Annotated in this window: 8 protein-coding genes; 4 read left to right on the forward strand and 4 right to left on the reverse strand. The window is 39.8% G+C overall.

Going from position 1 to position 13,205, the window contains the following annotated elements; translation table 11 throughout:
• Positions 1 to 701 precede the first annotated feature (701 nt).
• Positions 702 to 4,220, forward strand: coding sequence for a hypothetical protein (locus AC0UA9_RS16160; RefSeq protein ID WP_475661596.1), 3,519 nt, complete (start codon positions 702 to 704; stop codon positions 4,218 to 4,220).
• 135 nt (positions 4,221 to 4,355) lie between these two features.
• The gene (locus AC0UA9_RS16165; protein ID WP_475661598.1) at positions 4,356 to 5,222 is read left to right on the forward strand and encodes a tetratricopeptide repeat protein; all 867 of its coding nucleotides are present in this window, start codon (positions 4,356 to 4,358) and stop codon (positions 5,220 to 5,222) included.
• Between the two features lie 115 nt (positions 5,223 to 5,337).
• Here the strand turns inward: AC0UA9_RS16165 and AC0UA9_RS16170 are convergent, their stop codons facing one another.
• On the reverse strand, positions 5,338 to 5,805 hold the full coding sequence (locus AC0UA9_RS16170; protein ID WP_475661601.1) for a hypothetical protein: 468 nt from the start codon (positions 5,803 to 5,805) through the stop codon (positions 5,338 to 5,340).
• Positions 5,806 to 6,373: 568 nt separating this feature from the next.
• Here AC0UA9_RS16170 and AC0UA9_RS16175 point away from each other — a divergent pair.
• Positions 6,374 to 9,571 (forward strand): vWA domain-containing protein, encoded by a 3,198-nt coding sequence (locus tag AC0UA9_RS16175; protein ID WP_475661603.1) that lies wholly within the window; start codon positions 6,374 to 6,376, stop codon positions 9,569 to 9,571.
• Positions 9,572 to 10,117: 546 nt separating this feature from the next.
• Here the strand turns inward: AC0UA9_RS16175 and AC0UA9_RS16180 are convergent.
• Positions 10,118 to 10,411 (reverse strand): helix-turn-helix transcriptional regulator, encoded by a 294-nt coding sequence (locus AC0UA9_RS16180; RefSeq protein WP_475661605.1) that lies wholly within the window; start codon positions 10,409 to 10,411, stop codon positions 10,118 to 10,120.
• Positions 10,412 to 10,640: 229 nt separating this feature from the next.
• Positions 10,641 to 12,269: a cytochrome-c peroxidase gene (locus AC0UA9_RS16185; RefSeq protein WP_475661606.1), complete on the reverse strand. Its 1,629-nt coding sequence runs from the start codon at positions 12,267 to 12,269 to the stop codon at positions 10,641 to 10,643.
• Positions 12,270 to 12,662: 393 nt separating this feature from the next.
• Here AC0UA9_RS16185 and AC0UA9_RS16190 point away from each other — a divergent pair, with 393 nt between their 5' ends.
• Positions 12,663 to 12,911 (forward strand): hypothetical protein, encoded by a 249-nt coding sequence (locus AC0UA9_RS16190; protein WP_475661608.1) that lies wholly within the window; start codon positions 12,663 to 12,665, stop codon positions 12,909 to 12,911.
• A 158-nt stretch (positions 12,912 to 13,069) separates the two neighbouring features.
• Here the strand turns inward: AC0UA9_RS16190 and gspM are convergent, their stop codons facing one another.
• A complete protein-coding gene (gspM, locus tag AC0UA9_RS16195; RefSeq protein WP_475661611.1) occupies positions 13,070 to 13,192 on the reverse strand; it encodes a type II secretion system protein GspM in 123 nt (40 codons plus the stop codon).
• Positions 13,193 to 13,205 lie beyond the last annotated feature (13 nt).

Here is a 13,205-nt window from a genome sequence, read left to right on the forward strand (position 1 = left end):
ATTTTAAATGGTTAATTTTAAATGGTTAATTTTAAATGGTGAATAAATACACACCTGTAGGTCGCGGCAGCATTTGTAGGTCGCGGCTTTAGCCCGGCAAGCTAGCATTTGTAGGTCGCGGCTTTAGCCCGACAAAGCTACTATTTCTCAATCTTTTATCTGCTCTAAAGTCTACACCTCATCACCATTATCCCTTCTACTATCCCTGTCCTAGCACCTAGCCCCATCTTTAAAAATTAAACATTCATCATTAAAAATTAACCATTATCCCTTCCCCGCACCCCGCTGAAATACTCGATTTGATCATATAATTACAACAAATTACAATTTATTAAGAAATTGGTCTTATATAGCAGAAAAAATTAACTTTATATGTTGATTAATAGTTGATTAATAAAAAATATAAAGTTACTATCTTTTTGAAACATGTAGGTTGTAGGTGATATTTTGTTTTACGTATTTAGTTATATGTTGCGTAAAGTTCAGTTTGAAGCAGAATTCCAACATGATATTGTTTCAGGTTTATAACTATAAACAGCATGTTTCTAATAATAAAAACTATTTACCCATTATAATATAACGGTAGATTTTTTTTATTGGTAAAACGTGCTAATGTTGTAAACCGAAAAACACGATTTAAATGTACTCATATCTTTTTATATGCAGTATTTAAGTAATATTTAAGTGATAGGAACACTATAATGGTTAATAAAACTCAATTTTATAAAACAAAAGTAGCACTCGCAGTTGTACTAAGTTTAGGCTTAGCAGCATGTGGTGACTCAGACGGCGATGTAGCTAATTCAACTTCAAACTCTCAAACAGATTCAAACCAGAATGTTGTTGAAAATCAAAAAGAATTATCCGTAACAGTATCAGGTGCTGTTTATGATACTAACGAAAACCCAATCGTTGGTGCTGCAGTATACCTAGCAGGTAAAACGGCAATTACTGACGCAGGTGGTATTTACACTTTCGAAAATATCAACGTTATAAATGTTGCTGGCGTAAATAACGAAGGCAACCAAAACAACGATACTGTTGGTGCTGCTTTAACGCTTACCGTTGTTGCGCCTGAAGGCTATTTAGGTGGTACTATCACTCTTACTCCTGAAGCACAAGTTAACAATACTGGTGGTCAAGGTAACGGTCAAGATGGTGCTAACTCAGAAACGACTACTCAAACATTTGTTAGCGGCCATAGCTACGGTGCAGGTAAAGTAGTGTTACCAAAATTATCAGCTAAGGTTACGGGTTACTTAACAGATTGTACTGTAACAAACTACGATAAAGTAATTGCAGGTGCTACGATTGCGGCTGATGTTTTAGCTTTAAGTGGTAATACTTCTACAGCAACTCCAGGTAGTACTTTTGCGCTGTCAACAAAAGATCTTACAGCTGAAACTGACGCTAACGGTCAGTTTACTATTACTTTACCGGCTGACTCTAAAGTTAACTTGTTAGCTGAAGATTGGGGGTTAAGTAATGTTGCGCCTGCTAATCGCGCTAATACAAATGTTATTTGGGCAGATTTAGAGTCGAATAATGAGCAAGTTACTGAAAATATCGGTATAATCAAGGTTTGTCCATTTGCAACACCTGATACTACAGTGCCAAATACTCCACCAATGTTTAAGTCTATTGATGGCCAAACTTCTTTTAGAGCTACAATTGCTAGTAATGCTGATGATGTTTCTGCAGCAGCAGCAACAGCTGAGGGTATTACCCCAGTAACTGCAACTTATACTGGTTTAAAAGAAGGTATAAATAATGATTTCGTGATTAACTTCACTGAATCACTACCTAACTTAACTGTTGATGATGTTCGTGTTTACATCGGTGATCCTGCTGTTGTTCAAAACCCAAATAGCTTTACAGTTACCTTAAATGAAGCAAAAGATGCTTTAGTTGTAACTTTCAATGAAGACTTAAAAGCGGGTGTTAAAGTTGAAGTTGCAATCGCACGTTGGTTAGCTGAAGATGCTGACGGTGCTGATTTTGTAAATAACAGCGGTAATGCTTTTGGTTTTGACTCAGTACCAGTTGATGCGGCGCGTCTAACTGACTTAACTGATGCTAAAGCACAATACGCAAGTATCAGATTCTGTACATTTAAAAAAGCTGACCCGCTTGATGGTGATGCAAGTATCACATTGGTTGAACAAATTATTGATGCTAATTCAACTGAAGATGGCGGCGTTTCTGTTCTAGCTGACTATAGTTCTGTTTTTGCTGATAACATCTCTGGTGGTCTTGATATCACTCAGTTAAACTCTGCTAAACCAACATTGCTTGAAGGTCGTTTAGCTGCACTTGCAAACGCAATTGAGTCAGCAAATGGCGGTACACCTTCTGCTCTTAACTTTATTGCAGATGATGCAGTAGTTACATATGAAGATGCAACAGGTACGGTAACTGTTGCTGTTACTCCTTCTGCTACCTCTGTTACTCCTAATTCAGGTCTTTCAGGTAGCGGTGAAATTGTTGTTGAAGGTACTGAAGATGCTGCAGTAGTTAAAGCAACTGCTAAAAACGTATTCGGTGATACTGTTGCTACGTCATCAGTGACTGTATACGACAAAATTGCACCAACAACAGTTTTACAAGAAAGCTACGCGATTACTACTTTAGGTGCACCTAAAGCAAATGCGAAATTAGTTACAACTGGTGGTTCTGCTGCTGTTCAATTTGGTGACGGTGGTGAAGCAACAGGTAGTGAAGGTGCTGTTCAAGCAACTGTTGGTAACCCAATCATTTACGTGCAACCACGTCATTTAGTAGGTCGTAATGCTACATTAACTGCAGCACTTCGCGGTAATGAGTTCGACGCATTAACTGATGATATGGAAAACCGTCTAGATTCTGGTGAAACTGGTACTTTAGATACTATCAACGGTCGTCCTACTTACGATGCAACTGCATACACTAACTGGGGTGCTATATCTCAAGATATTGGTGTTTCTGTTTCAGAGAATGTGTCAATTGTTTCTGGCGCTGCAATGGGTACTGCAAACATTACAACTGCTATTACCGCACCTGAAGCATTAAATAACACATTAACAAATGTTGATACTAATACCATTACTGAAGTGGATTTGGTTCAAGTAACAGTTGATGATGTTGTTGCTTTAGCTAACACAGACCACGGCGGAACGTTAAGCTTAGAAGGTGTAATTGCCGATACTTCTGAATTAGAAAACGTTGCAGACGCAGCATCTAACGCACAAGTAGTATTTGAAGATGCATTCCCTCCAATGGTAACTGATGCACGTTGGGACGGTACTAACTTTATTGTTAAATTCAATGAAGCAATTGAATTACCAGGTGCGACTGCAGCTGATAGTGAGTACGCATCTACAACGGTAGACTTACACCTAGTTAACCCTGTAAACCCTACACAGTTTGATACCATTACCTTAGACGGTGCAGAAACAACTAGCACAACACCAGGTTTCTTCACTTGGAATGCAACCACTAATACCTTAACAGTTACAACAGGTACTGCTTCTACAAGTTGGGCTGGTAACTCTTCAACAGAAGATGAGTTCTTCTATGATGATGATGCTGCAGGTGATGCTGGTGATGAGCAACATGGTTTATTAGTATGGGATAACGTCTTAGATACTAACGGTAATGCGTGGAAAGATTTCCATAGCTCAGATGCTGTTGCTATTCCAGGCCTTTCAGGTGTGTTAGCTGGTGACGCAACGCTTGCTGCGGGTACTAGTGCTCTTAATCGCTGGGAAGTTAATGCGCCACAATTCTTAGCTGTAAATGAATTAGGTCAGTTTAACATTGCTTGGGCATGGTCTGGTGTAGTTGATGGTAACTCATCTGGTTATGATGATGATGGTATTGCACAAGTTACCGTAACATTTAGTCATCCACTAGATTTAGCTTTAATCGATATTTCACCAGCAAATGGCAGCATTTCACAAGGTGAATTACAAGCATTGTTCTCTATCTCTGCAGATGGCACAAATGCTGGGTTCCAAGACTTAGCTAATGTTGCTAATAACTTATCATTATCATTAAGTGCTGATAATAAAACAATTACTATCGATTTAGCCGAAGATGTTGATGCAATAACAGGTATAGTACCTGGTGTTACTGTACTTTCTGTTGGTGATAATACAGTAATGGGTACAACTGTTACTTCTGAATCGTCGCTAACTACTGAAACAGCAGAATCAACAATTAGATTAACTGCCACTAACTAATACTTAAATTTTAGTTAATGTTTAAGGGAGGCTTTATGCCTCCCTTTTTATTGGGTTAAATTTGGATAATAATCGGGTTTAGCAGGCATAGCTAACCCAGTAATAAAATACAATTATTTATTAGGAGAAACCTTTGTGCGTTTAGTGATACTTTTATTTTTTTCAATCTTGGCTAACGCTAACGCTAATATCAAGCACTCTGCTGAGGGGGCTGAATTCGTGGCCAAGGGTAACCTGCAGGCCATGCAAGGTAACTATAGCGGCGCAAAAGCATTATACCAGAAGGCCGCTGCGCTTAATGGCGCAGAAGGCTTTTACTCGCTAGGCATGTTAGCGTTAAATGGTTATGGGCAAGACAAAAACTTAACCAAGGCGGTAGCGCTGTATACTAAAGCTGCTAAGCTAGGTTACAGCCAAGCACAGTATGAATTAAGTGTACTTTACTCGGTAGCAGAATATGGCTTAGTCGATAACGAAAAATACCTGCATTGGTTAACCAAAGCGGCAAATAACAACCATAAATTAGCCTGCCATAATTTAGCTAGTATTGCTGTACGTGTTGGTAAAACAGCAACGGGTATCGCCTATTATAAAAAAGCGGCTGAGCAAGAACATTTACCTTCTATTATGTCGCTAGGCATGATTTACTACTCTGGTATTGGCACAAAGAGCAATTACCCATTAGCATTGCACTACTTTACCCTAGCAGCAGAGCAGGATGATTTAGAAGCGGTTAGGTTATTAGCCACGTTAAGTGAAAGGGGCTTAGGTACGGTGAAAGACATTAACAAAGCGATAGCGCTGTACAATAAAGCTTACCAAGCGGGTAATTTAAATGCAGGTTATAACTTAGCCTTACTGTATATAGACGAAAAAAATGCTGAAGAAGCTGAGCTGTTATTACAACAATTAAGCACCCAAGGGTTAAGCAAAGCAGAGTTATTACTTAAACAGTTTGCAGCAAAAAAAGGGATAAGAATAAATACTGAAGTTGTTAATTAAATTCAGTTGCAGCTTGATAATGACACACAACGGCTTGAAATAAATTATAACTATAAAAAAGCAGCTTATAAAGCTGCTTTTTTATTATACTATTTAGTTACTGCTTAGCTACTAGCTACTGCTTTTCAAGAATTAAGGTATCGTATTTTAAGTTATCATCTTTTAATATTTTTAAGGTCATACTGCTTTTCGGAAAAAACTTAACATTTCTGTTTTCATCTAAAGTTACAATCACTTCATTTTTAACTATTTCATAAGTGCCGTTTGCGATAAAACTTCTTCTGTCACTGGCAGGAGAAACAATGCGTCTATCAACTTCAAAAGTGCCATTTGAATTAAATGTATATTCTTGAATGGTTTCAGCAGCATTAGTTATAAGCTTAGCCGAGTAAACGCCATTAAGCGTTTTAATACCATTGTCAGGATCCGCTAAATCTTCATCTATTTCAGGTGTATCTTTTAAGATAACTTTAGTTTCAATCTTTGCTACCGCTTCGGTATCAACTTGCTCGCTTTCTGAAAAAGAGCCATAAATTAAATATGCAGAAATAACTGCAATGATTACGATTAATATTCTATTCATTACTTAAATGCCTTTTGTAGAGTGTCAAAATATACCAATGTATTAAGCAACATTATGCCATTACATAGGACATTTAATAAAGCTTAAAGTGCTTGATAAATGGATAAACTGTAAGGAATTTGTAACAAAAATATTAAGTAAATAAGGGGGGCAGATAAAACAGATAAGTACAGCTGTAATTTACCGGCCGGCTACAGGTTTATAGCCCCAGACAAAACCTAAGCTAGCTTGTCGGGCTACAGTCTCGACCTACAAACGTTTATTTATCCCAAAATGTAGGTTGGTCTTTAGGCCAACAAAAATAGGGCAAAAATATAACATTATCGGGCTAAAGCCACGACCTACACCCATGTAAGCAAAGCCACAATCTACATCTGTTGGACTAAAACTTAAAATATTATCAGGTTAGCGGTTTTTATTTGTTTGCTTTTGGATTAAACTCTGATAGCTATTGTAATAATTTGTAACGTTTAAGTGTTAATAAATAAAAATTATTTTTTAAAACTTGTAATGATTTATCTAAATAAACTCAATGTAAAGGATGAAAATGGTGTATAAGTTTTCTTGTATGGCTACTAAAACTAGCCAGATATTATTGGTAGTGTTTGCTGCGCTACTGTCAAATTTTGCTAGTGCTAATACTAGTGAAAAAACAGACGTGGTATTCGTTGTCGATGGGTCAGGTAGTATAGATGCAAACGACTTTGCTCTGCAAAAAACAGGTATTGCTAATGCCTTGAATGACCGTACTACTTTCCCTGTAGATTCATCTGTTGCGGTTTCAATTGTTCAGTTTTCAGGTAATGAAACGGCAGTTGAGCTTGAATACACATTGTTAAGCTCTGAAAGTGCGGCATCAAATGCTATACAAGCTGTTAGCAATATTGTTCAAATGGGTTCATTAACAAACCCAGGTGATGGTATTAACACAGCAAGCCAAATTTTTAGCGCTAATGCTAGAGCTGACGCATTGCAATCAATTTGTTTGTCTACTGATGGACAAGTGAACTCAGGTGTTCCAGTCGCTACTGCAATTGCTGATGCAAAAGCGGCAGCATACCAACTTGATGCATTTTCTGTTTTAGCTATACCAGATGGTTCTTTTGGTGCTGCTCAAGCTAATGCAGAATATGGCGCGCATGTTTTTGGTGGCGGTCAAGTTTTTGTTGTTTCTAACACTGTTGAGTTTGCGAATGTGGTAGGGCAGCTATGTCTTCCTAACGATAAAAAACTTGTTGGCTTAGAAGTCACTCAAGCCATTCAAGATTTAGAAAACAATGTTATTTTAATTGAAGATAAAAAAACCGTTGTTCGTGTTTATTTAGAATCATTAACGTCTGAAATCACGCAAGCTTCAGCACGTTTAATTGGTAAAAGAGGTGGTACTGAATTACCAGGTTCGCCATTAACGGCTAACTACAAAAGTGCTCCTAGTATTGCCGCAGGGCAAGATGCCATTGCACAGCGTGGCGATATATCTAAATCTTTAAACTTTGAATTGCCTACAAGCTGGGTTAACGGCAATGTTGAGTTTGAGGTTGAAGCAGTTGGTGGTACTTTAGTTTGTCAAGAAGCTGCTGGCCCTACTGCCAATAACTGTAAAACTACGGTAGATTTTGTTCCAAGTTCAGATTTAAATGTTAAATTTGTCCGCCTTAACTTTAAAGATAAAAATGGTGTTAGTCATTTACCGTCAACAAAAGACGCTAAAGAATTACGTAAACGCCTGCTGGCTACATACCCTGTTGCTAATGTTTCTGCGAGTTATGGTTTAATCACCTTACCAGATGTAGAGGAAGGGGTAGAGCCATCTGATGTGCTTTCACGTTTATATAAGTTAAAAGAATCAGAAGGCTGTGGTAGCACTTGTAAAACACAGTATTATGCGTTCACTAATGAAACAGCGCCAAACTTTGGTTATTGGTCGGGTGGCTTTTTAGGTTTCTTTAAAACATGGAAGGCTATTGGTGGTACTACCGACAATATACCGTCTACCGTTTCCTTAGGCCAAAAAGTTGATGACATTAATGGTTATGGCTATAACCGCCACGGACACGAAATTGGTCATGCACTTGGTAGACATCATGCAGTGGCTGGTTGTGGTTCACAAGCTGGGCATGGTGCACCAGTATTTCCAAACATAAATAAAGTTGACGGCAGAGATGTTGGTACTATTGGGCCTCTTGCACCTGTTGAAAACGTTGTTTATGGTTTTGATTCATACCTTGGTAGAATAATAGATCCAGAGCAAAACTTTGCTATGATGAGCTACTGTCGTCCTGCTGGTCAAATGCGTTGGGTGTCAGACTTTACCTATACAGGGTTGTACAACACGTTAAACCCATCTTTAGTGCCTAAGCCAGCAAAAGGTGCTGATTTTGCACCACTGGCAGCGCCAGTACATCCCGCCACAACTTACTATATATTTACAGGGCAAATAGACCTTGTTAATAATATGGCGCGTTTTTCACCGGCAAGCCAAGTTGAGTCAAGTGTTGCTCCCGTTGTTTTTGCTGGTTCAACAGATTATTCATTAGAGTTACATCAAGCTGATGGCACTGTTTTATATGATGTGCCTGTAGAAGTAAATGAATTATCAGCTGACCCACTAGTTGGAGGTGGTGGCGCAATAGACCTTGGTGTGGCTACGTTCTCAATTAGAGCGCCAATGTTTGCTTTAACTAATAAAGTTGTATTAAAAAACAATGGGTTGGTTATTGGTCAGTTAGCGGCTACTGCTAATGCACCTGTGGTTGATGTAACTTACCCTAACAGTGGTGAAATAATACCGACGGGTGACTTTACTATTACTTGGAATGCTAGTGACGCTGATGGTGGCACATTATATTCTACTGTTCAGTACTCTTCAGACAATGGGGCTAATTGGCAAACATTGGCGTTAGATGTTGAGCAACAATCTTTAGTGGTTAATACATCTAACTTAGTTGCTTCTTCTGACGCACTGATTAAAGTACTAGTTAGTGACGGTTTAAATATTAGCAGTGATGAATCAGATGTTGTATTCCAAACACCTAATAATTTACCTGACGTTGAAATACTTTCGCCAGGCACTAATTACAGCTTTGGTAGTGTTCAGTCAATTCCTTTTAGAGCCGATGTAACAGACGCTGAAGATGGGAATTTACCAGCTGGTGATATTGTTTGGTCTTCAAACCGTAATGGTCATTTAGGTACTGGCGACAGTATTGACGTATTAGCATCCAATTTAGCTGAAGGTGTACACACAATTACGTTAACAGCGGTTGATAGTGATGGCGGCACTTCCAATACTGATATTTTAATCAATATTGTTAGAGTAATAGGTGGTAATATTGTTATTGGCTCTGGCCCAACACCGGTAAACGCCCTGGTTACGTCAAGTGCCAGTGTTAAAGCGGGAAGCTATGCTTTCTTAGATGGTACAGACTCGTCAGGTGTAGGACTAACTTATAAGTGGTTACAACTTAGCGGTGTAGGTACTAAGCTTGTGAGTAGCACTAAAGCACGACTAATGGTGAAAATGCCAGATGTTGAACAAGATGAAGAAGTACGTTACCGCTTAACGGTAGAAGATGCCTTTGGTGTTACTGACACCGCTATTGTTGCAGTAACTATTACTGGTACAAATACTAGTGGCAATAACACTGGCGGTAATAACACTGACAACACAGTTGAAGAAACAGTTCAAAGTTCAGACGGTGGTGCGGTTAGTATTTTTGCCTTGTTACTTTTAATAAGCGTTTCAATTAGACGTGTAATAAAATAAGCGTTAATTAGTAAAATTTAATAAAGCCGAGCCTTGCAAGAGGTTCGGCTTTTTTGATCTTAAAAGGCCGCTCATTAGGACAAAAAATATACCCTTGTCGGGCTACAGCCACGACCTACAAAAGGCTATCCTGTAGGTTGGTCTTTAGGTCAACAAATAATGGGCAAAAATATAACATTGTCGGGCTACAGCCACGACCTACAAAAGGAAGGCCAACTGAATAATATAGAATATAATACTGGTTTATGTGGTTGGTGTAGTTAAGTTAAGCGTGTAAGTGCATTGGTATTACACCTTTTAAGCGCTCTAAATCTCCATCGCCAACACCATGTTTTTTGAAGTAGTGAGGCCAACAACACACTAGCGCTAAGGTTTCTTTGACAATTTTTTCTGCTTTGAAACGCTTTAAGCCAAATCGCTCTGACTGCGACAATATATTTTCAATAGTACCATTACGCCCATCTAGCCCTATACCAAGTGCGTGTTGACTATTTGCGTTGATGGGTAAAACGTCATACGCCGGCGCTAATCGCCAGTCTCAATGCTTTAGAAATCATTAGACAGTTCCTCAGGAGTTGTTCTAGCCTTACGTGAGCGGTTAGTTTCCATTAATTCAAAGCGATCATTAACCGCTTCTTGTATTAGGTCGGCTAAACCTAAAAAAGAGAGTACATTGAATAGTGCTTTAGCATTCACTCCAATACCACGTTCAATTGCTGATATTGTAGTACGACTTACACCGACCCTTTTACCAAGCTCGGCTTGATCCATTGTTTCAGATCTAACATTTTTAACAAGTTTACCTATTGATTTTAGTAAAATATCGGTTTCTTTATGCATTTTATTTAATTCATTAGGTTGTTGTGCCTTAAATATAGCGCAATAGGTTCGCAAAATCAATAAAACGTGCGTTAATGCCAACAAAGGTAGGTTGGTCTTTAGGCCAACAAAGATAGGGCAAAAATGCCAGCATTGTCGGGCTACAGGTTTATAGTTCCAGACAAAACCTAAGTACTTACATCCATGTAAGCAAAGCCACGACCTACATCTGTCGGGCTAAAGCCACGACCTACAAATAATTACCATCACCATCAATGGCGATTAGGCGTAGGCCATCGGGATCATTTTCGGTGTTGTCAATAATCCATGGGCTCATACATTCTCTGTCTTCTACGCATGGGTCTGTTAATGTTTCAATAAAGGCGACTAGTTGTGCAATTTCAGTGTCGGTGAGTGTTATATCTTCAATACTTGCAATACCCGCTGCGCGGTTTTGTGCTAGCTTGTCAATCGCCCGTTGGGTGAACATAACACTGTCTGTGGCATGAATAGCTGGGTTTAACGCTGACCAGTCGTAATCGTTTAATGCTTGCTGTGGGTTTAAGTGGCTACGAATGGCGTGTTCAAGGGTTTTAGATGCGCCAGCGTGGCCCCAAGGGCCTGTGGCGGTAACATTGAGTAATGACGGGGTTCTAAAGGCGAACATGTCATCTTCATTTAATGTTTCTCGATAACGGCCAAAGTCTTCCGTGCCAGATTCACCATCACCTTTGCCACGGCCTAATTGGATCATGCCAATAACATGAAAATCTTCGTCAGTGAAAAAATCACCACTGTGACATGAACTACAGTTGGCGCCGCCATTTTCTGTGCTGTTAAAAAAGAGTTTTGCCCCGCGTTTAGCGCTCTCGCTAATGGCTGAGTTGTCACCTTGTACATAGTCTTTCCAAGGTGTGTTTACAAACACTTGTGAACGTTCATATTCGGCAATGGCTTGTGCAATATTGCTGTAAGTAATTAACTCTTCTGCCGTACCGTCGGGGGCGTCAAAGCCTTTTTTAAATTCAGCTAACCAGTGGTTCATTGCTAACATACCACCTAGGGGGTTACCGTAATTGCCTAAGCGTTGGGCTAGGTTTGCTCTTACTTCTTCGTTAGTTGTGCCAGCTAAGTTAGTGTAATTTTTCATTTCTTCGTCTGACGTGACCGGAAACCGTGCTTGTGCGGCAACTAAGTTCAGCCCCGCAGCACTATCACTGGTGCCAAAAGCAACATCAGGGGTGCGAATACCTAAGCCATCGTTACCGTTCTTTTTCGCTGTTTTACCTAGGCTTTCAACGCGGCCATCATGAAACATGTAGCTGTCCCATAAGGCTATATTGAAAATAGTAGGTGAATTTCTTGGTACGGTTGCCGCGCCACTGTAATAATGCTCGCCGGTAACACTATGAATACGGCCTGGGCCTAATAAGTCAGGTAGCTCAGCGTCTACCCCAACAGGTAAGGCAAGATCATCACCACCACCTAACATAGGGTGATGACAAGTAACACAGGCTGAGTCTAAATCGCCACCTAAGCTTTTACTATAAAATAATTTCATGCCTAATTGGGCTTGTGGGTCGTCAATGCTCGGTAGCTCTCTGTCGGTACTTGGGTCGCCGGTTAGGTTATTGGTGCTAATGAGTGCTCTAACTTCGGTGTCGAGTGTTGACTCTACCGGTTGTTCAGGCGTTGTGTCTGTGGTGGTGTCGTTATCATTACACCCGGTTAAAAATAGCGATAGCATAATCATTATTGCGCTAGGCTTAAGTGCTTTGCGAACGCCTTTGGTGGTTGGCTTTGTTAAAGCTAAGTTAAAGGGGGATTTTTTTGCTGAAAGATTAGCTATTTGAATCTTCCGTGATAGGACTTGAAACATAGTTTTTTTCGCCATTTTATCTAAAAAATTGATTGTGAATTGATATAAATGCTGTTTAAAACATCAGGCAACAAAATATACGCATATTTAACAATAACACAAGAACATTTTGTTACATTTGGCATGAAAGTGAGAAGAGATAGGGCAAGGGAAAGCGGTAGACTCTAAGTAGACAAAGCCTTAAAGTCTTCCTCAACCACAATGCCATAAACTAGAGAGGAGATTCCGTATTAAGTGACCAACGGAATGACGGGGATAGTGACCTACGGAATGACGAGGTTGGGGCTGTTTGCTTTTGCTCCTTTTCCCGTCTTCCTGAACTTGATTCAGGATCTGCTTTTTGCTGTTATCGCGTTACTAAAAACCGAGATTCCGTATTAAGTGACCTACGGAATGACGGGGATAGTGACCTACGGAATGACGGGGTTGGGGCTGTTTGCTTTTGCTCCTTTTCCCGTCTTCCTGAACTCGATTCAGGAGCTGTTTTTTGCTGTTATCACGCTTTGTTCTTTCGTCTTCCTGAACTCGATTCAGGATCTGCTTTTTGCTGTTATCACGCTTTGTTCTTTCGTCTTCCTGAACTCGATTCAGGATCTGTTTTTTGCTGTTATCACGTTACTAAAAACCGAGATTCCGTATTAAGTGACCTACGGAACGGCGGGGATAGTGACCAACGGAATGACGGGGATAGTGACCAACGGAATGACGGGGATAGTGACCTACGGAATGACGGGGTTGGGGCTGTTTGTTTTTGCTCTTAACAATTAACCCTTCACCCTTTACTCTTCACAATTGTCCCTTTATTGTTTCCCAAGCTGTAAACGCCTCACCTTCACTTCTCCTTGGTTATTGCCCTGTGTTAGGTCAATGGCTTGTACTTGTACGCCTTCTTTGTTGGTTAGGTGCTCTAACCAAACCAACAGTTGTGTAAAGGGA

It is taken from the genome of Colwellia sp. F1 (genome assembly GCF_056238625.1).

What these genes read in the sequence shown, in the direction of transcription:
- AC0UA9_RS16160 (WP_475661596.1), top strand. Translation starts at nt 702, where the DNA reads ATGGTTAATAAAACTCAATTTTATAAAACAAAAGTAGCACTCGCAGTT.
- AC0UA9_RS16170 (WP_475661601.1), bottom strand. Translation starts at nt 5,805, where the DNA reads ATGAATAGAATATTAATCGTAATCATTGCAGTTATTTCTGCATATTTA.
- AC0UA9_RS16175 (WP_475661603.1), top strand. Translation starts at nt 6,374, where the DNA reads ATGGCTACTAAAACTAGCCAGATATTATTGGTAGTGTTTGCTGCGCTA.
- AC0UA9_RS16180 (WP_475661605.1), bottom strand. Translation starts at nt 10,411, where the DNA reads ATGCATAAAGAAACCGATATTTTACTAAAATCAATAGGTAAACTTGTT.
- AC0UA9_RS16185 (WP_475661606.1), bottom strand. Translation starts at nt 12,269, where the DNA reads ATGTTTCAAGTCCTATCACGGAAGATTCAAATAGCTAATCTTTCAGCA.
- AC0UA9_RS16190 (WP_475661608.1), top strand. Translation starts at nt 12,663, where the DNA reads ATGACGGGGATAGTGACCTACGGAATGACGGGGTTGGGGCTGTTTGCT.